Annotated in this window: 18 protein-coding genes and 1 riboswitch; all 18 genes read left to right on the top strand. The window is 50.1% G+C overall.

Annotated features, from left to right (window positions below; genetic code table 11):
• Nucleotides 1-221: 221 nt before the first annotated feature.
• Entirely contained in the window at nt 222-1,529 is a 1,308-nt protein-coding gene (locus AB4Z33_RS11540) for an HD domain-containing protein (protein ID WP_442050069.1), read from the top strand.
• A gap of 7 nt (nt 1,530-1,536) precedes the next feature.
• On the top strand, nt 1,537-2,310 hold the full coding sequence (locus AB4Z33_RS11535; protein WP_442050068.1) for a TatD family hydrolase: 774 nt from the start codon (nt 1,537-1,539) through the stop codon (nt 2,308-2,310).
• A 184-nt stretch (nt 2,311-2,494) separates the two neighbouring features.
• Nucleotides 2,495-2,680, top strand: a riboswitch (cyclic di-AMP (ydaO/yuaA leader).
• A 254-nt stretch (nt 2,681-2,934) separates the two neighbouring features.
• Nucleotides 2,935-4,083, top strand: coding sequence for a ubiquitin-like domain-containing protein (locus AB4Z33_RS11530; protein WP_442050067.1), 1,149 nt, complete (start codon nt 2,935-2,937; stop codon nt 4,081-4,083).
• Nucleotides 4,084-4,248: 165 nt separating this feature from the next.
• Nucleotides 4,249-4,797 (top strand): ribonuclease M5, encoded by a 549-nt coding sequence (gene rnmV, locus AB4Z33_RS11525; RefSeq protein WP_442050084.1) that lies wholly within the window; start codon nt 4,249-4,251, stop codon nt 4,795-4,797.
• A 4-nt stretch (nt 4,798-4,801) separates the two neighbouring features.
• Nucleotides 4,802-5,716, top strand: coding sequence for a 16S rRNA (adenine(1518)-N(6)/adenine(1519)-N(6))-dimethyltransferase RsmA (gene rsmA / locus AB4Z33_RS11520; RefSeq protein WP_442050066.1), 915 nt, complete (start codon nt 4,802-4,804; stop codon nt 5,714-5,716).
• Nucleotides 5,717-5,817: 101 nt separating this feature from the next.
• Nucleotides 5,818-6,702: a sporulation peptidase YabG gene (yabG, locus tag AB4Z33_RS11515; RefSeq protein WP_442050065.1), complete on the top strand. Its 885-nt coding sequence runs from the start codon at nt 5,818-5,820 to the stop codon at nt 6,700-6,702.
• A gap of 220 nt (nt 6,703-6,922) precedes the next feature.
• A complete protein-coding gene (gene veg / locus AB4Z33_RS11510; RefSeq protein ID WP_307208015.1) occupies nt 6,923-7,204 on the top strand; it encodes a biofilm formation stimulator Veg in 282 nt (93 codons plus the stop codon).
• A gap of 191 nt (nt 7,205-7,395) precedes the next feature.
• Nucleotides 7,396-7,581: a small, acid-soluble spore protein, alpha/beta type gene (locus AB4Z33_RS11505; protein WP_442050064.1), complete on the top strand. Its 186-nt coding sequence runs from the start codon at nt 7,396-7,398 to the stop codon at nt 7,579-7,581.
• A gap of 131 nt (nt 7,582-7,712) precedes the next feature.
• Nucleotides 7,713-8,567, top strand: a complete 855-nt coding sequence (ispE, locus tag AB4Z33_RS11500; RefSeq protein ID WP_337103126.1) for a 4-(cytidine 5'-diphospho)-2-C-methyl-D-erythritol kinase — start codon at nt 7,713-7,715, stop codon at nt 8,565-8,567.
• Between the two features lie 82 nt (nt 8,568-8,649).
• Entirely contained in the window at nt 8,650-9,474 is an 825-nt protein-coding gene (gene purR / locus AB4Z33_RS11495; protein ID WP_337103127.1) for a pur operon repressor, read from the top strand.
• Between the two features lie 19 nt (nt 9,475-9,493).
• Nucleotides 9,494-9,892, top strand: coding sequence for a RidA family protein (locus AB4Z33_RS11490; protein WP_442050063.1), 399 nt, complete (start codon nt 9,494-9,496; stop codon nt 9,890-9,892).
• A gap of 130 nt (nt 9,893-10,022) precedes the next feature.
• Nucleotides 10,023-10,310: a septation regulator SpoVG gene (spoVG, locus tag AB4Z33_RS11485; RefSeq protein ID WP_307208009.1), complete on the top strand. Its 288-nt coding sequence runs from the start codon at nt 10,023-10,025 to the stop codon at nt 10,308-10,310.
• Nucleotides 10,311-10,488: 178 nt separating this feature from the next.
• Entirely contained in the window at nt 10,489-11,886 is a 1,398-nt protein-coding gene (glmU, locus tag AB4Z33_RS11480) for a bifunctional UDP-N-acetylglucosamine diphosphorylase/glucosamine-1-phosphate N-acetyltransferase GlmU (protein WP_442050062.1), read from the top strand.
• Nucleotides 11,887-12,116: 230 nt separating this feature from the next.
• A complete protein-coding gene (locus AB4Z33_RS11475) occupies nt 12,117-12,767 on the top strand; it encodes a 50S ribosomal protein L25/general stress protein Ctc (protein ID WP_442050061.1) in 651 nt (216 codons plus the stop codon).
• A 222-nt stretch (nt 12,768-12,989) separates the two neighbouring features.
• Nucleotides 12,990-13,550 carry an aminoacyl-tRNA hydrolase gene (pth, locus tag AB4Z33_RS11470; RefSeq protein ID WP_337103132.1) on the top strand — a complete coding sequence of 187 codons (561 nt, stop codon included), beginning with the start codon at nt 12,990-12,992 and terminating at the stop codon, nt 13,548-13,550.
• A gap of 65 nt (nt 13,551-13,615) precedes the next feature.
• Entirely contained in the window at nt 13,616-13,846 is a 231-nt protein-coding gene (locus AB4Z33_RS11465) for an anti-sigma-F factor Fin family protein (protein WP_337103133.1), read from the top strand.
• A 370-nt stretch (nt 13,847-14,216) separates the two neighbouring features.
• The gene (mfd, locus tag AB4Z33_RS11460) at nt 14,217-17,744 is read left to right on the top strand and encodes a transcription-repair coupling factor (protein WP_442050083.1); all 3,528 of its coding nucleotides are present in this window, start codon (nt 14,217-14,219) and stop codon (nt 17,742-17,744) included.
• A 72-nt stretch (nt 17,745-17,816) separates the two neighbouring features.
• Nucleotides 17,817-18,935, top strand: a complete 1,119-nt coding sequence (locus tag AB4Z33_RS11455; protein WP_442050060.1) for a foldase protein PrsA — start codon at nt 17,817-17,819, stop codon at nt 18,933-18,935.
• Nucleotides 18,936-19,240 lie beyond the last annotated feature (305 nt).

Raw genomic sequence — 19,240 nt, 5'->3', positions numbered from 1 at the left:
CTTAGGTTTATGTCTATAATAATACCAACGATTCCCAAAATAGTCAACCTAAAAATTTACTATAAATATCCGTATTTACGGGCATTTGACTACGAAATGGGGGCATACTACTCTGTAATAGAATACAACAGCTTCGACAATTTGGAAACTATTAAACGACACTATTCGACATTAATTCGACATAATGTGTCGAAACTATGAACGAAGGAGATGATCATAAAATGAGAGAGCCGCTTCAGGAAGAGAAGGTATTCAAGGATCCCGTACACCATTATATATACGTACAAGACCAAACGATTTGGGACCTTATTAACACCAAAGAATTTCAACGTTTGCGCCGAATTCGGCAATTAGGGACGTCCTACTTAACATTCCATGGCGCAGAGCACAGCCGTTTCTCCCATTCGCTGGGCGTATATGAAATTACGAGAAAAATTATTTCGCAGTTCGAGCGCAATAGCTTCCATGACTGGCCGAAGGAAGAGCGGCTCGTATCATTATGCGCGGCGCTGCTTCATGATGTCGGTCACGGTCCGTTCTCCCATTCGCTTGAAGAGGTATTCGATACCGATCATGAGGAATGGACGTGCAAAATTATTTTGGAGGATACGGAAATCAATCGAGTATTGCGGGCCGTATCCGAAGATTTTCCGAGCCACGTTGCTGCCGTCATTCAGAAAAAATATCCAAAACCGATCGTTGTCAGCTTGATATCAAGCCAAATGGATGCGGACCGGATGGATTATTTGCTCCGAGATGCTTATTTTACGGGAGTAAATTACGGTAATTTTGATTTGGAGCGCATTTTGCGGGTGATGCGGCCTTACAAAGGGCAAATTGTGGTTAAGGAAAGCGGCATGCATGCGGTGGAGCATTATTTGATGTCGCGTTACCAGATGTATTGGCAGATTTACTTCCATCCGGTTACGAGGAGCTCGGAAATTATTTTGAGGCAAATTTTCCGCCGGGCGAAAGAGCTGTACGAGAAGGGTTATTCCTTCTTATGGATGCCAGAGTCGGTCAAGCGGCTGCTCGATAATACGATGGCCGTCAGCGATTATTTGAAGCTGGATGAAGCGCTTGCGCAGACGGCTTTCATGCAATGGGCCGAAGAGGACGATTCACTGCTGGCCGACCTATGCGACCGCTTCCTGAATCGACGATTATACAAGTACATAACGATCGATGATCCTGAGCCTACTTTATTAGAAGAAATACGTTTGCTGTTCCTCTCAATCGGCATGATTCCGGAGTACCATATGGAGCTGGATTTCCCGTTCGATCTGCCGTATGACGTGTATCGTCCCGACAGACAAGAGGGTGAAAAGAAAGAAAAAGCGCCGATTTTGTTGTTGGATCATCAGGATGAAATAAGTGAAATATCGGCTAAATCCGACATTGTTAGATCGATCACCGGTTTACATCAGGGACAGTATCATTTGTATTTTCCAGAGGAGCCGCTCAGGATGAATATTTCGCAGATTAGTCCTCATTTGAAACAACTATTTCAGCTTAATGAAGGAGTATAACATCAACATGACATATTTATTTGATACGCATACCCATCTAGACTCACATAAGTTCGACGAGGACCGTAAAGAGGTAATTGAGCGAGCGAGAGAAGCGGGCGTTGATCTGCTGCTCAATATCGGCTTCAATCGGGAGACGATCCCGACAACGATTGCGCTTGCGGAAGCTTATGACTTTATCTACGCAGCGGTTGGCTGGCACCCTGTCGACAGCATCGATATGACGCCAGACGACTTGGAATGGATTGAACGTCTATGCGAGCATCCGAAAGTTGTCGCAATAGGCGAGATAGGACTTGATTACCATTGGGACACTTCACCTAAGGATGTGCAGCATCGTGTATTTCGGGAGCAGATTAGGCTGGCGCGAAAGGTGAAGAAGCCGATCGTCATCCACAATAGGGATGCGCATGAGGATATCGTTAAGATCTTGCGCGAGGAGAATGCGGCAGAGGTTGGAGGCGTCATGCACTGCTATTCCGGCAGTTGGGAGACGGCCAAAGCCTGCCTCGATATGAACTTCTATATCTCGTTCGGGGGACCGGTTACATTCCAAAATGCACGCGTGCCAAAAGAGGTGCTGAAGCAAGTTCCATTGGATCGATTATTGATCGAAACGGACGCCCCTTATTTGACCCCTCACCCGTTCCGAGGGAAGCGAAATGAGTCCGCTTACGTCTCTCTTGTCGCCCAGTCTGCTGCCGAGCTATTGGGTAAATCCGTGGAAGAAATAGCCAAAATTACGACCGAAAACGGTAAAAAATGTTTTGGTATTGTTTAAAAACGGTAGGAAACGAGAGATTCAATGACCTTTTAGGCGATAAAACTGGATTTTGTTCAGGAAATCTTTAATCTTTTCCGACTTTAACCAGCTTTTTCGCTTAAATCGTCTTTTATCGCTTCTTTACAACAGACCGCCCGTGAAGGTATGATTCATTTCAGAGTTATTACTTTTTGTATTGGATTTCCAGTTTGCGCTTAATCTCCGGAAGGAGAACGGGGGACCCAAGTGCGGGTATTTGAAGGACCGCGCTTTGATCTTTTCAGGGGTGAATTTCGAAGCCATTGCCATGAGCATTGCGATTTCGAATAGGGCAGCTCTCTTGCCCGAATCCGTCAGCTAACCTCGTAAGCGTTCATAGAGAGCGATCAACCTCGTGCACCCATTTTTATGATATCTCGTGTAGACATCCGAGAAGCCACGATACAGATCCTCTGTCGACGGCTTCTTTTTATTTTCGAATAATCGGGAAATCGTCGTCATAGGGTTAGTCATGGAGGTGAGAGGATCGAGAAAAGAAGTAGAATTACTGGATTGCGTGCTCGCACGCCAATATACTATAGTCGCGTCAGTTGTAATCATGCGTAACACTTGGCGGCGGGGCTATGAAGGAGGACCGATGAAATGGGCACAATCCAGGTAAAGGACACCCATGGGAAACGATCATCCAGCATGTCTTTCGCAATGCGATGGAAGCATGAAAATTTGCGTTTGATACTACTCAGTGCTATTATCTCAATCGCTATGACTTTCATGTTACTGGTGTTGTTGTACGGAACGGCTGTCAAAAGCGTCTCCGTAGTAGTGAATGGACAAGAAACCGTTGTAGAAACAAAGCAATGGGTCCTGCAACGCCTACTGGATGAACAAGCTATTACGATTGGCGAGCATGACAAGGTTTCGGTGCCTCTGAATGCAGCCATTAAAGACGGCGATCGCGTTGAAATTAATCATGCGGTGGCGGTCAATGTAACGGCGGATGGCAAGACATCAACGGTGTACACGACAGAAGGAACTGTGCAAGCGGCGATCGAGCAATTAAATATTTCTGTTCGTAATCATGATAAAGTAGTACCGTCGCTTAACTCATCTGTCGAAGAGGATATGTCGGTAACCGTTGTACGCGTCGATACGAAAGTATCGGAGAGCGAGCGGGCGATGCCATTCTCTATCGTGAAGAAAGAAGATCCGACGCTGGAGGTCGGCAAGGAGAAGCTGATCCAGACCGGTAAGCAAGGCCTTATCGTTGAGCATATTCAGAAGCAGTACGAGGATGGCGTGCTTGTTTCTAAGCAAATGGTCAGCAAAGTAATCGAGACCGCTGCTGTCGATCAAGTCGTGGCAGTCGGTACGAAGAAGCCTGAGCCGAAGGTAACCGTGCTCTCTAACAGTAGTCCTACTGTGGAGACGTTGACGAAGAACGGTGTAACGCTTAAGGCGAAGAGCATCTTGAAGAACGTCACGTTAACTGCGTATTCCGCTGGCGTGGAATCGACGGGCAAGGACGAAAGCCACCCTCAATACGGCATTACGGCGTCCGGAACGAAAGTGACGGAAGGAAGAACGATCGCGGTTGATCCGAAGGTAATCCCGATCGGCTGGTGGGTATTCATTGAAGGCATCGGATTCCGCCGGGCAGAGGATACGGGAAGCGCAATAAAGGGCAATAAGATCGACGTGTATTTCGGCAGTCAGAAGACTGCGGAGAAGTTCGGACGCAAGAAGGGTTACACCGTGTACGTTATTGGACCGAACAAACCGTCATCCACTTAGTGCTTTATCGGCAGCTAACTGTTTATCATCATCTTATCGTAATGTACAATTAAATATGCCATCATAAGAAGAGGCTAAGCCTCTTCTTTTTGTAGTTTTATTGACGCAAATAAGGCAGCAATTGTTGCAGAGTTATTTAAGTAAATGAGGAAGGGAATGATCTTAGTGATTAAGGAGATCATTGTCGTAGAGGGCAAGGATGATACCGTCGCGGTGAAGCGCGCAGTAGAAGCCGATACGATCGAGACGAACGGTTCGGCGATAGGCGATGAGGTGCTGCGCCGCATAGCGCTGGCGAATGAACGCCGCGGCGTAATTATATTCACGGATCCCGATCATGCAGGGGAACGCATCCGTAAGATTGTGGCAAGGCATGCGCCCGGCTGCAAACATGCGTTCCTGCCGCAGGAGAAGGCGCTGTACAAGGGCGATATCGGCATTGAGAACGCAAGCCCCGAAGCTATTCGCCAGGCGCTCTCTGAGCTTCGAACGGAGACAACGGATACGGCTGGCGAGGTGACCTGGGAACACTTAATGGAAGCGGGATTGATCGTGCATCCCGATGCGGCTAATCGCAGATTGCTGGTAGGCAAGCTGCTTGGTATTGGCTATGCGAACGGCAAGCAATTTTATAAGCGTTGTACAAGCTTCCGCATCTCGAAGGCAGAGTTCGACGAAGCTATGCGCGAGATGGAACAGCAACTGGAGGGATAGCGATATGAACGGACAAGAAAATACCGCAGCGTCAGGCAGAGCGGCTATCGAAGTGGCAACGCCGAAGCGGACGAAAGAAATTATTGCGAAGTACGGCTTCTCGTTCAAGAAGAGCTTAGGCCAGAACTTCCTGATCGATCAAAATATATTAAATAAGATTGTCGAGGCAGCAGAACTCGACAAGACGAAAGGCGCGTTAGAGATTGGCCCGGGTATCGGAGCGCTCACGCAAAGGCTAGCCGCTTCTGCGGGCACTGTAACGGCGGTCGAGATCGACAACCGTCTTATTCCGATTCTGCGTGACGTGTTGTCCGAAGAGACGAATACGGAGGTTATTCACGGCGATGTGCTGAAGCTGGACCTAAAGCAAGTATTTCAGGAGCGCTTCAGCGATGTAAGCGGCGTTAGCGTCGTTGCTAACCTGCCTTATTACGTGACAACGCCGATCTTAATGAAGCTGCTCGAGGAGCGCCTGCCGCTGGAGCATATCGTCGTTATGATTCAGAAGGAGGTCGCCGATCGGATGGCGGCCAAGCCGGGCGGCAAGGAATATGGCAGCCTCAGCGTAGCCGTGCAATATTACTGCGTGCCGAAGGTCGTATGCATTGTGCCGCATACGGTATTCATTCCGCAACCGAACGTCGATTCGGCGGTCATCAAGCTGTCGTTGCGCGACAAGCCGGCTGTTGACGTGCCGGATGAGGATCATTTCTTCCGCGTCGTTCAAGCCAGCTTCGCCCAGCGCCGCAAGACGCTGTTCAACAACTTGACCGCTTTCGTTGGCAAGGACAACCGTGAGGCGCTGACAGCGCTGCTCACAGGTATTGGAATAAACCCTACGCGTCGCGGAGAGACGTTGTCCTTGGAGGAATTCGCAAGCGTTAGCCGCGCGATGCTGGAAGCCGGCTGGAGAGGCTAAGCAATCTAAGGCTCTCCTCCCAATCTGCCCTGCCGCAGCACATAATAATACTCACCATTCGCCCTGTCTGCCCATAGGATAGACGAAGAGGTGATTTACCCATGAAGCAAGGGGACCTGGTCGTCCGCAAATCGTATGGCGGTGACGTGCTGTTCCGAGTTGAAGCTGTTCGAACACATCATGCCGTCCTGAAAGGCACGGACTACCGATTGCTTGCGGATGCGCCTATTCCCGATCTGTCGGTCGTTCGCGACCCGGAGTCGACAAGAGCGGTTCAGCAAGTTCGTATCAAAGTTAATGATTCGCTGCAGCGCATGCACAATCAGAGAGAACGCCAGGCGGCCCGGACCGTCGATAATATCCGGCTTGCAACGCAGGAGAGCCAGCCCTTCTTCGAAGTGCCCGGAAAGGTGCTGCACCTGGATGGGGACAACAACTACTTGAAGAAGAGCATGCAGCTTTATAACACGATGCATGTGCCCTCACATGGTCTGCACGTCCATGAATCTCAGATGGCTGACGTGCTGTACCGACTGCTTCCCCAAGTGAAGCCGGACATCGTCGTTATAACCGGCCATGACGGCGTGCTTAAAAATCGGATGCAAGAGGACCTATATAGTCTAGGCAGCTACAAAAACTCGCAAAACTTTGTTAATGCTGTTCGCGTGGCGAGGGAATATGAGAAGAACCGCGACGGCCTCGTCGTTATTGCCGGTGCATGCCAATCTCATTTCGAGGCGCTGCTGCAGGCAGGCTCGAACTTCGCAAGCTCCCCCGGCCGCATATTGATTCATGCGCTCGACCCGGTCTATATCGCGATTAAGGCGAGCTATACATCGATACGCGATACGGTTAATCTGTCCGATGTCATACACGGCACGATTAGCGGCATAGACGGCGTAGGCGGCATTGAGACATTAGGGCGATTCCGCGTTGGCTTGCCGAAGCCCAAGATTACTTCTGTCGGAGCGACATTGAACCCATAATTTTTTTCTTCATGGCGATTTTTGAGGCTTATTTCTGATGCGCGGCGTTTACGACAACTTCTTAATATGGATAAAACGAAATAAATTATGCATGGATTTTTAAAAAATGGGTGAAAACACCGTTGACAAGTAAATAATGAGGCTGATATAATATTTTGCTTTGTTTGACAAACCCTCTTTTTTTGGTTATAATGGACAAGGAAAGAGGTGGTAGTGGACAATGGCAAAAAATGCGCTATTGGATATAAAACGCAGTTTGGAAGCTCATGTTGGTTCCAAAATCCGTCTTCGAGCTAACGGTGGCCGACGAAAGACCATCGAACGAACCGGAACGTTAGAAGAAATCTACCCTTCTGTTTTCATTGTCAAGCTGGATGAAGAACAGCACGCGTTCAAGCGTGTCTCATACAGTTATGCGGATATTCTGACCGAATCGGTTGAAGTGACCGTGTGCAATGATGAAGGCCTAGGTCAAGTCCGAATCGCTTATCTTCAACAATAGATTGATATACCTACGCCGTAATCGGCTAGCTGACGCAGATCACATCTGCGTCTTTTTTTTTGCCCGCTGCTTTTTACGGACGATGCGTAGGCACCCTGTAGCGAATGAGCTTTAATCGTTTGAAGCATACTACTGTCGTAAAGCGGGACGTTATTGGAGTTCATCATATTCACAACTTGGAGGGATAGCGAATGAGCCGCAGAAGACGAAGTGTCATGTCGGAGGAACTGAAATATGAGCTGGCGAAGGATTTGGGCTTTTACGATACCGTGCAGCAGGAAGGCTGGRGAGGTATCAAGGCCAAAGATGCGGGCAATATGGTCAAGCGGGCCATTCAGCTTGCAGAGCAGGCTGCTGCCAAGTCCAATCGGCCATAATTCGCTTTACGCTTGGGTTAAAGCTAAGCCTCCTGCGGCCAGTCTATGGCTAGCTTAGAGAGCTTAGCTTTTATTGCGTTCGTTTGCTATAATGAGGGATAAGCTTACGAACGAACGGAGAACGCACCTTTATGAAAATATATGAGAAGGCTTCTGCCAAAATTAACTTAGTGCTCGACGTGCTTCGCAAGCGCGAGGACGGCTTCCACGAGGTCGAGATGATTATGACGATGGTTGACCTTGCGGACCGACTGGAGATGGAAGAGCTCCCGCGCGATACGATCATCATATCAAGCCAGGTTGGCTATATACCGCTAGATGAGAAGAACCTTGCCTTCCAAGCGGCAAGACTGATTAAAGACCGTTATGACGTGCGTAAGGGCGTCTATATTCATTTAGATAAGAAAATACCGGTTGCTGCAGGGCTCGCCGGCGGCAGCAGTGACGCAGCCGCTGCGCTGCGCGGCCTGAACAGGCTATGGAAGCTCGGGATCTCCGAGCAGGAGCTGCGCGAGCTGGGTGCAGAGCTCGGCTCGGACGTGCCTTACTGCGTAACGGGCGGAACGGCCATAGCCCGCGGACGAGGCGAACTGCTCGAGCATATCGACAACCCGCCGCAATGCTGGGTCGTACTGGCGAAGCCTCCGATTAACGTATCGACGGCTGATGTATACGGCAGGCTGAGAGCGAATGAGCTGAAGGTCCATCCCTCGATTCCGAATATGAGAGATGCGCTTGCGAGAGGCTCATTCAATGACATCTGCGAAGGGCTTGGCAACGTTCTGGAGGACGTGACGCTGGAGGTTCATCCGGAAGTACAGCAGATTAAAGAAAGCATGATTCGTCTTGGTGCAGACGGCGTGCTGATGTCGGGAAGCGGACCGACCGTATTCGGACTCGTATCGAAGGAAGCCAAGCTTCCTCGTATCTATAACGGCTTGCGCGGATTTTGCAAAGAAGTCTATGTGGTAAGAATGCTTACATAGGGTTGACGTTCTTCTTGATTAAATCCGTATAAAAATGTTATATTGACATTATATTATTCGGATTTAGTGGGGGGAGATGTGTTTGAAGAAATTGAAACGTAGCGCAAGATTGGTAGAAATGACCCAATACCTGCTAAGTCGTCCCCACACGTTAATTTCGTTGACAGCTTTCGCTGATCGTTATCAGTCGGCGAAGTCATCGATAAGTGAAGACTTAGCCATTATTAAAGAAGTGTTCGAAGAGGAAGGTTTCGGTGAGCTGCATACGCATGCCGGGGCTGCGGGCGGCGTGAAGTATACGCCCAAGATGAAGGAAGAGACCGCTTTATCGATTATGAATGGTATTTGCCGTCAGTTGGAACAGCCCGAGAGGGTATTGCCCGGCGGCTATTTGTATATGACGGATATGCTCGGACAACCGGAGATGCTGGCTGACGTTGGCAGAATGTTCGCAACAGCGTTCGCCGACCGCAGAATCGATGTCATTATGACGGTCGAGACGAAGGGGATACCGCTCGCCTACGCGACGGCGTCCTGTCTCAATATTCCGGTTGTAATCGTTAGACGCGACAACAAGGTTACGGAAGGATCTGCCGTTAGTATTAACTACGTATCGGGCTCGACGAAGCGTATTCAGACGATGTCGCTTGCCCGCAGAGCGCTCAAGGAGCAATCGCGCGTGCTAATTATTGACGACTTCATGAAGGCGGGAGGCACGATCCAAGGAATGATGGATCTGCTCTACGAGTTCAAGGCAACAGTAGCCGGTGTCGGCGTATTCGTTGAATCTGGCGAGGTTGAGCTGGAGGAACGGCTATTGGAAGACTACGTTTCCTTGGCGAAGCTGACAGCTGTGGACATGAAGACGAAGCAGACGACGGTTCTTCCGGGCAACTATTTCAAATAACGGAGAGGCTGTGACAAGCGTGACTGCAAAACAAGTACCGCAAGTAGTAGCTACAGATAAAGCTCCTGCGGCGATTGGCCCTTATTCGCAAGCGATCAAGCTAGGGGGACTATTATTTACTTCCGGACAGATTCCTCTCGACGCATCCGGCCAATTGGTCGAAGGCGGTATTGAGGAGCAAGCTCATCAAGTGTTTCGCAATCTTGAGGCGGTGCTCGCAGCAGCTGGAGCAACGTTCAAAGATGTGGTGAAAGCGACCGTATTTATGAAAGACATGAATGATTTTGCAACGGTCAACGGCATCTATGCTTCGTATTTTGGCGACCATAAGCCAGCGCGTTCGGCCGTAGAAGTGGCGCGGCTTCCGAAGGATGTTCTTGTCGAAATCGAAGTCATTTCATCGACAAATGTCGAATGACAACGAAAAACATTCATGTACAAAAAAATATTTTTAAATTAGCATGATTTTACCAAAAAAATAGAAGGATTTTGCACAAAAACGTGGAAGTATACACCAAGTCTCTGATAGGCAAAGGTGGTGAACACAAGTGCAAATTACTGATGTCAGACTCCGCCGTGTAAATTCCGAAGGGCGTATGAAGGCAATCGCTTCCATTACCATTGACAATGAATTCGTCGTTCACGATATCCGCGTGATTGATGGTAACAATGGTATGTTCGTCGCAATGCCAAGCAAACGTACTCCGGACGGAGAGTTTCGGGATATCGCTCATCCGATCTCTTCAACCACCCGGGAGAAAATCCAAGCTGCCGTATTGGCTGAATACGAGCGTGCAGCAGAGGAAGTTGTTATTGAAATCGAAGAAGGCGCTTAATCAAGGGGCTTCACAATTAATATTTTTTTTGGAGAAGAGGGCCATACGGCTCTCTTCTCTTTTGTATACTAGCCGTTCTAATTGTCGGATCGGATTGTGAGTGATAGTTGTCGGCATTCGTATAATGGGATATAGTCATAAAAGAAGTTTGTTAATGAGGCTTGGGAGGTAATTTACGTTGAAGGTTATGGCGATTGTGCTTGCTGCTGGTCAGGGCAAACGTATGAAATCGAAATTATATAAGGTGCTCCATCCGGTATGCGGCAAACCGATGGTAGGACATGTCGTTGATGTAGTAAAGGCGGCTTCCTGTGAGCGGACGGTTGTTATTGTTGGTCACGGCGCAGAAACCGTAAAGTCGTATCTAGGCGATGCGGCTGAATACGTGCTGCAGGAGCAGCAGCTTGGCACTGGACATGCGGTTCGTCAGGCTGAAGCGTTGCTTGGCGGCGAAGAAGGCACGACGATCGTCATCTGCGGCGATACGCCGCTCGTGAAGGCGTCTACGATAGAAGCGATGCTGGAGCTGCATGCGTCGTCCGGCGCAGCGGCAACGGTGCTTACGGCTTCCTTCGAAGACCCGACAGGCTATGGTCGGGTTATTCGCGGCGAAGATGGCGCCGTACAGCGCATTGTGGAGCAGAAGGACTGTTCGCCGGCTGAAGCGGCAGTGAAAGAAATCAACACGGGGACGTATTGCTTCGACAATCGCAAGCTGTTCGATGCGCTGTCTAAGGTAACGAGCAACAACGCGCAAGGCGAATATTATTTGACTGATGTGATCGGTATCTTCCGCGAAGCGGGACAGTCGGTGCAAGGCTACTGCACGGCTGACTTGGCGGAAGCAATCGGCGTGAACGATCGTGTGGCACTTGCCGAGGCTGAAGGTTATATGCGTTCGCGAATTAATCGTGAGCACCTTATTGGCGGAGTAACGATTATCGACCCGGCTTCGACGTATATTGAGGCTGGCGTTCAGATTGGGGCGGATACGATTCTGTATCCGGGTACGATGCTGCGCGGCAATACGGTTATCGGCGAAGACTGCGTCATTGGACCGCAGGCAGACATTACGAATAGTGTGCTAGGAAACGGCGCAACGGTAAAATATTCGGTAGTTGCCGATTCGGTTGTAGGCGATGAGAGCACAGTTGGCCCTTATGCGAACCTGCGTCCCGGCTCGAAGCTTGGACGCGGCTGTAAGATCGGCGACTTCGTCGAGCTTAAGAACGCGACACTGGACGACGGAAGCAAAGTATCGCATCTTAGCTATGTTGGCGATGCGAAGGTCGGAAAGGACGTTAATATCGGCTGCGGCGCGATTACGGTCAATTATGACGGCTTCAACAAGGCGGTTACGGAGATCGCCGACAATGCGTTCGTCGGCAGCAACGTGAATCTGATCGCTCCTGTGAAGATTGGAGAGGGTGCTTACGTCGTCGCTGGCTCGACGATTACCCATGACGTGCCTGCTGGCGACCTGTCTATCGCAAGAGCGCGCCAGGAGAATAAGGCAGGTTATGCGGAGAAGATTCGTTCCCGCGCGAAAGCGAAGAAGGAACGCTCGCAGAAGTAAGAGCTTCGTTCACTTCCGGAATGAAACGCGCTGCGCCGTCAAAGGATGGCGACAGCCGTTTCACCTTGACGTATAGGAAAGTATATGAGTTTGCTCATACTTTCTCTATACGTTTCGACGAAACGATGACGTCTATAGAAAAGACGCCGTCAAGCGTTTCTTCTTAGTGATTAATATACGGCATGATTGGGTAAAGCTATATGGAATATCCATTTTAGGAGGATACCCATATGGCGATAGCAATGAAGGCAGACCAAAGGAATATTTCCACGAAAGGCGAGTTGCGCGAGCTGCGGCAGCAGGGTAAAATCCCGGGCGTTGTCTACGGCAAGCAATTGAGCGCATCTGCCCTTGTGGCAGTCGATGAGAAGGAGCTGCAAGGATTGCTTCGCACGCATCCGAATGCGGTTGTGGAAATTGAGATTGGGGCACAAGGCAAACATTCCGTGATGATCTCCGAAGTGCAGAGAGACTCTCTGAACCGTCAATTGCTTCACGTCGATTTCCATCAGGTCAATATGAATGAGAACGTAAGAGCTCATGTCCGTATTGAAGCGGAGGGCGATTCGACGGGCGTTCGCGAAGGCGGCATCCTGCAAGTCATTCTCCATGAGCTAGAGGTGCAATGCTTGCCGGGAGATATTCCGGAGGCGATTGCGGTTGATATTTCGTCGCTTGGCGTAGGCGAAAGCTTGCTCGTACGCGATCTGCAGCTTCCGCAAGGCGTAGAGGCGAAGTCTGAGCCGGAGATGGTTGTCGTGACCGTCCTTGCGCCTCAGAAAGAGCTGAGCGAGGAAGAGAGAGAGGATGCGGCGGTCGAGCTGGCCGAGGCGGAATCGAGATCGAAGGAAGCGCAGCTGGAGGACTTGAAAACGATCTGATTCTTTTTCAAGTTCGCTATGAAGCGCAAGGCATATAGAGATGTGAGAGGCTGTCCTGAGTTAAACTCAGGGCAGTTTTTTGCACCCTAGAAGGCTAATGGGTACCGATACGTCGAAGATAGCTTGCGTAAAGTCGAAAATAAACTTATGATTCGTTTAAAAGAGCAAGAGCCGTTTATAGGGGAGTACTTATAGATAACGTTAAAAGGAGTACAGCTAACGATGAAGTGGATCGTAGGACTAGGCAATCCCGGAACGCAATATCAAGGGACACGCCATAATGTCGGTTTCATGGCTATCGACGAACTGGCTAGACGCTGGGGAATCTCAGTCACGACGAATAAATGCAGGGCGTTAATCGGAGAAGGTAACGTGCAAGGCACCAAGGTTGTACTTATTAAGCCAATGACGTATATGAACCTGTCAGGGGAGTCGGTACGCGGGTTCCTCGACTATTTCAAGGCCGATCCGGCAGAAGGTTTGATTCTGTATGATGACCTGGATACGGAGATAGGCAAGATTAGGCTTCGCTATCAAGGAAGCGCAGGCGGCCACAACGGCATTAAGTCGCTCATTCAGCACTTGGGCACACAATCATTCAATCGAATCCGTATGGGTGTATCGCGTCCGCAGCCAGGCATGAACATTGCCGATTATGTGTTGTCCAATTTCCCGAAGAGCGAGCAAGATAAGCTGGCAGCGATGATTGAACAGACCTGCGACGCTGTTGAGTTCGGACTTAAGGCTCCCTTCGAGGAGACGATGGCAAAGTTTAACCGCTAGCCTGTTAGAATCTGCCCCTGCTGGGCATACTGAAGGGTAATAACGACTCTTCAGGAGGCATACATATGGCTGTAAACTATATTTGCCGGCATTGCAAAACATCGATCGGCACCATATCGACGGCGGAAATAACGGAGCAGCAGCTCGGTTTCCATTTCTTGACCCCCGAGGAGCGCAGCGATATAATAGCGTATGACCCAAGCGGGGATGTAACCGTTAAGGTCGTATGCGATTACTGCCGGGAGGCGCTTGATGCTAACCCGGAGCTTTCTCTCGTAACGAGCCCGCTGCAATAATGGGTTGGTTGATTGGTTGTAGATGAGACGGACAAGAGCCTTGACCATGGTTAAGGCTTTTTTTGAAATATATTTCGTCTTATAACCAGACTTATATTTTATGTCATGGCGTCAATGGCGATCGTCGTTGATGCTCCATATTCAAGACAATCACTTCGCCGCCTATATGACGGCGAAGTCATTTAGGGTTGAATTCATGTTGAGCGCTTGTAGAGACGGCTGCAGCTGTCTTCTACTATAGATCGCTCTCATACCTTGCAAGTCTGCTTGTGTTAATGCAATCGGAGGTTTGAAGCAGGTTGAGCGGATCACGTTCCTCTCAGCGCTTCATGGCCAGCCGATCGTGTATAGAAACGGGGTGCCGCAAACGTTGAAAGCGCTGATTAAAGCTTTTGCCGCGGATTCGGATGTACAGTCAATTATTTCCGGTATTCGCAAAGGCATGCGCGAGCAGATGATTTCGGGGCTAGCCGGATCTTCCCGTCAGGTGCTCATCGCAGCGCTGCAGGAAGATGTGGGCCGCCCGATGCTGGTCGTGACACATAATATGTTCTCCGCTCAGAAGATTGCGGAGGATCTGCAAGAATGTCTTTCGCAAGAACAAGTATTGTTATATCCCGCGAATGAGCTTATGGCTGCCGAAGCAGCGATCTCGAGTCCCGAGACGCTGGCGCAGCGCATGGATGTGCTGATCAAGCTGTCCAAAGGCTATCGCGGGATTGTTGTCGTGCCATTCTCCGGCGTTCGCCGCTACTTGCCGATCAGCAGTGTGATGGCTGAAGCGCAAATAGAGGTTAAAGTAGGAGATTCAATTCCTCTTGAGGCGTTCCTGCGTCAAATGATGTCGCTCGGTTATGTGCGCGCCGACCGCGTAGAGTCGCGCGGCGAGATGAGTGTGCGCGGCGGTATTGTGGACTTCTATCCGCTGACGACTACCCAAGCGTACCGAATTGAATGGTTCGGAGACGATATTGATTCGATCCGTACGTTCGATCCCGCAGACCAGCGCTCACAGGATCGGCTGCAAGCGTTTATCGTGCCGCCTTGCCAAGAAATATTGGCGGACGATAAGCGGATGGAAGCGGCGGAGCGCCATGCGCAAGGACTGCTTGAGCAGCAGCTTGCTAAGATGACTGACCGTATGGCGAAGGAACGTCTGCGTGCAGAGATTGGCGGCGAACTGGAGCGTCTGCGCGAGCATGTGTATTTCCCTGAAATTTATAAATATATTTCGTTATTGTACCCGGAACGTCAGACGATTCTTGACTATATGCCAAGCGATACGCTGCTATTGCTAGACGAGCCGACACGGTTAATAGAGACGGCTAAGCAGCTCGAGCGGGATGAGGCGGAATGGTCGCTGCATCTACTGCAGAACGGCAAGTCGTTGCCTGGCCTTTCGCTTGCGCGCGCTACGGAAGAGATTCTTCATACCCGTCCGTTCCCTACCTTGTTCTTATCGCTGTTCCTGCGCCAAATTCCGCATACGCAGCCGCAGAACATTTTGAACATGACGAGTCGTTCGATGCAGAATTTCCACGGTCAGATGAATGTGCTGAAGGCGGAGATGGATCGCTGGAAGAAGACCGGTGCGAACGTTATTATGCTTGCCGGAGGCGCCGAGCGGATGGATCGCATGCGCCGCGTGCTTCAGGATTACAGCATTGAACCGCCGATGCTCATTGAGGGCAACCTGCAATCGGGCTTTGAGCTGCCTTCTTCGCATTTGGTCGTCATTACAGAGGGCGAGATGTTCTCGCAGAAGCAGCGCAAGGCGCGCCGGATTGACAAGAAGGTAGACAACGCCGAGCGAATTAAGAGCTATACGGAGCTTAAGGTCGGCGACTATGTCGTACATCAGAATCACGGGATAGGCAAATACGTTGGCATCGGCACGCTTGAGATTGCCGGCATCCATAAGGATTACCTCCATATCCTATACGCTGGCGGCGATAAGCTGTCTGTTCCGATTGAGCAAGTAGATATGATTCAGAAGTATGTCGGTTCGGAGGAGCGGGAGCCGAAGGTTAATAAGCTTGGCGGCAGCGAATGGACGCGCGCGAAGAATAAGGCCAGAGCATCGGTGCAGGATATTGCCGATGATTTGATCAAGCTATATGCGCAGCGTCAGGCAGCGCCTGGTTATTCCTTCGGACAAGATACGTCATATCAGCAGGAATTCGAAGCGATGTTCCCTTATGATGAGACACGCGATCAGCTCCGAGCAATCGAAGAGATTAAGAAGGATATGGAGAAGAACCAGCCGATGGACCGTCTTCTGTGCGGCGATGTCGGATATGGCAAGACGGAGGTTGCGATCCGCGCGGCTTTCAAAGCGGCGATGGACAGCAAGCAAGTCGCTGTGCTTGTTCCTACGACGATCCTTGCTCAGCAGCATTACGAGACGTTCAAGGAGCGCTTCTCCGGCTATCCGATCAACGTACAGGTTATGAGCCGCTTCCGTTCCCGCAAGGAGCAGAACGACACGATGAAAGGGCTCAAGGACGGCCGAGTCGATGTCGTGATCGGTACGCATCGCTTGCTGTCGCAAGATGTAATCTTCAAATCGCTAGGCTTGCTTATCGTCGATGAGGAGCAGCGCTTTGGGGTGTCCCATAAGGAGAAGCTGAAGAAGCTTAAGACGAATGTGGACGTGCTGACGCTGACAGCGACGCCGATTCCGAGAACGCTGCATATGTCCATGCTTGGGGTGCGCGATCTGTCGGTCATCGAGACGCCGCCTGAGAACCGTTTTCCGGTGCAGACGTATGTGGTCGAATACAGCCCTGCCCTTGTGCGGGAGTCGATCGAGCGCGAGCTTGCGCGCGGCGGGCAAGTCTATTATCTCTATAATCGTGTACAAGGCATCTATCAGATGGCTGAGCAGATTAACGCGCTTGTGCCGGATGCTAGAGTGGCCGTCGGCCATGGACAGATGTCTGAGCAGGAGCTGGAGAAGACGATTCTCGACTTCCTTGACGGGGAGTCCGACGTGCTGGTAAGCACAAGTATCATTGAGACAGGCGTCGACATTCCGAATGTCAACACGCTTATCGTTCATGATGCGGACAAAATGGGTCTGTCACAGCTGTACCAGCTGCGCGGACGTGTAGGTCGGTCCAACCGAATCGCTTACGCCTACTTTACGTATCAGCGCGATAAGGTGCTGACGGAAGTAGCAGAGAAGCGCCTGCAGTCCATCAAGGAGTTCACCGAGCTTGGCTCGGGCTTCAAGATCGCAATGCGCGATTTGTCGATTCGCGGAGCGGGTAATCTGCTCGGTGCCGAGCAGCATGGCTTCATTGCATCGGTCGGCTTCGATATGTATTCGCAAATGCTGGCGGATGAGATTGCCAAGCGCAAGGCGGAGATGGACGGCGTAGAGATCGTAGAGGAGAAGCAAGTCAGCACGCTGATCGATGTGAGCATCGATGCGTACTTGCCTTCAGATTATATATACGACAGCATACAGAAGATCGAGATTTACAAGAAGGTAGCGACGATCCGCTCCTTCGAGGAATCGGATGATCTCGATGCCGAGCTTATTGACCGCTTTGGCGATTTGCCGCAGGCTGTTCAGAACTTAATGGCAGTCGCAAGGCTGAAAGTATACGGCGGCTTGTACGGCATTGAGCAAATTAGCCAGAAGGGCGACGATCTGACGCTTCGGTTCGCTGCGAGCGAGAAGCGGCGCATCGATCGGACGAAGGTCGACAAGTTATGTCACAAGTTCGAGAACCGGTTCAAGCAGGGCGGCGAGCAGGACGAATATCCGACCGTCATGCTGAGGGGCAAAGGCCTCGCGATGGAGCAGAAGCTTCATATGATGGAGCAATTTTTGCAGGCATACAAGGATGTGCTTCGCGCGCAAGCACAGTTGCAGAATGTGACACCATAGGCGAGAATTCGCTTTTTGAGTTCTTTTTCTGATACAATACAAACAAGTTCATAATTTGAAAGGGGATTCAACATGTTGCAAAGTTCACGCAAATCGGCATGGCGCAGAAGCGCACTGCTCGTTATTTCAGTGGTGCTTGCTACGACGGTCATGGCGGCATGCGGCAAGAAAAAAGACGATTATACCTTGGAATTCAAGGGAGCGGGCAAAGGTGACGTAGTCGCAACCTATAAGGATGGCGGCAAGGTTACAGCGGAAGAGTTCGACAATTACTTGTCGGTGTTCAAAATTATGCAGCCTACCTACGCTCAGATCATCGATGCATATCAGCCGTTCAAGGAGCAGCTGCTTGAGCAATTCGTATCGTACAAGATCATTGCTTCGCAAGCTTCCGAAGACACGCTTAAGAAGGCTCGCGAAGATGTCGCTACGCAAATGAAGGATTATGAGACGGCTTTGAAAGATAATCCGGATCTAAAAACCGCTATCGAAGAGCAAAAAGTTTCCGATGACGATATGTCGACATACGTAATGTTGACGGCTACCGTTGTCTCTCATATGAATTCCAAAGTAACGGACGAAGAGACGAAAGCCGAGTATGAGGCAAATACGGCTGATTACACGACGATTAGTGCTCGCCACATTCTAGTCGCTACAACGACGCAGGATCAGACGACTGGCGAGGAGAAAGAGCTTCGCACGAAGGAAGAAGCTCTTAAACGCGTTAACGAAGTAAAAGAAAAGCTAAAAGCTGGCGGAGATTGGACTGCGCTTGCGAAGGAATATTCCGACGATCCAGGTTCTAACCAAACAGGCGGCCTGTATGAGAACGAGGTTGCAGGCAAATGGGTAGAGCAGTTCAAGGAAGCGGCGTTCAAGCAAGAGATTGGCGTGCTGGGCGAACCGGTTGAGGTTGAATACGGCTACCACCTGATCCAAGTTGAGAAACGCGATGTGAAAACATTCGACCAACTGGACGAAACAACGAAGGACTCCGTGAAGAACGCTGTCGCATATGCGCATATGGACAAGTTCATGACGGATGAATTGCCTGGCTACGAAGTGAAGGTAACTCTTCCTGAACCGCCTGCAGCAAGCGATGCTCCTGCAACGAGCGACGCTCCAGCGGCAAGTGACGCACCGGCAGCAACGGATGCTCCGAAAGCAACCGAAGCTCCAGCAGCGAAATAATAATGCAATAGGATAAGCCACATAAAGCTGTTCCATGATTTCATATCATGGGGCAGCTTTTTTTGTGTCGCCGTATAGGAATGAGCGCTCACAAATACACGATCGTTCGGAATTTGATCATAAAACCACGACCAAGGTCATATTTATGTTAGTTAAAGTTACGCAATATCGACGATTTGTTAGTAAAAAGCATCATTTTTGGTAACTTGGACTCATTTAAAACTTTTAATGTAAACTATATTGACATGAAAGCTGAGGCCATATTATGATAAGGATGCGAACGATGGAAATGAAATCCATGGAAA

The sequence above is a fragment of the Paenibacillus sp. 2TAB19 genome (genome assembly GCF_052115185.1).
GTDB lineage: Bacteria > Bacillota > Bacilli > Paenibacillales > Paenibacillaceae > Pristimantibacillus.
The sequence above is the reverse complement of the archived record's forward strand: the minus strand, read 5'-3'. Positions and strand labels throughout refer to the sequence as shown.

Bases quoted from the DNA above. Each gene is read 5' to 3' on its own strand.
- AB4Z33_RS11540 (WP_442050069.1), top strand. From the start codon at position 222: ATGAGAGAGCCGCTTCAGGAAGAGAAGGTATTCAAGGATCCCGTACAC.
- AB4Z33_RS11535 (WP_442050068.1), top strand. From the start codon at position 1,537: ATGACATATTTATTTGATACGCATACCCATCTAGACTCACATAAGTTC.
- AB4Z33_RS11530 (WP_442050067.1), top strand. From the start codon at position 2,935: ATGGGCACAATCCAGGTAAAGGACACCCATGGGAAACGATCATCCAGC.
- rsmA (WP_442050066.1), top strand. From the start codon at position 4,802: ATGAACGGACAAGAAAATACCGCAGCGTCAGGCAGAGCGGCTATCGAA.
- yabG (WP_442050065.1), top strand. From the start codon at position 5,818: ATGAAGCAAGGGGACCTGGTCGTCCGCAAATCGTATGGCGGTGACGTG.
- veg (WP_307208015.1), top strand. From the start codon at position 6,923: ATGGCAAAAAATGCGCTATTGGATATAAAACGCAGTTTGGAAGCTCAT.
- ispE (WP_337103126.1), top strand. From the start codon at position 7,713: ATGAAAATATATGAGAAGGCTTCTGCCAAAATTAACTTAGTGCTCGAC.
- AB4Z33_RS11475 (WP_442050061.1), top strand. From the start codon at position 12,117: ATGGCGATAGCAATGAAGGCAGACCAAAGGAATATTTCCACGAAAGGC.
- pth (WP_337103132.1), top strand. From the start codon at position 12,990: ATGAAGTGGATCGTAGGACTAGGCAATCCCGGAACGCAATATCAAGGG.
- AB4Z33_RS11465 (WP_337103133.1), top strand. From the start codon at position 13,616: ATGGCTGTAAACTATATTTGCCGGCATTGCAAAACATCGATCGGCACC.
- AB4Z33_RS11455 (WP_442050060.1), top strand. From the start codon at position 17,817: ATGTTGCAAAGTTCACGCAAATCGGCATGGCGCAGAAGCGCACTGCTC.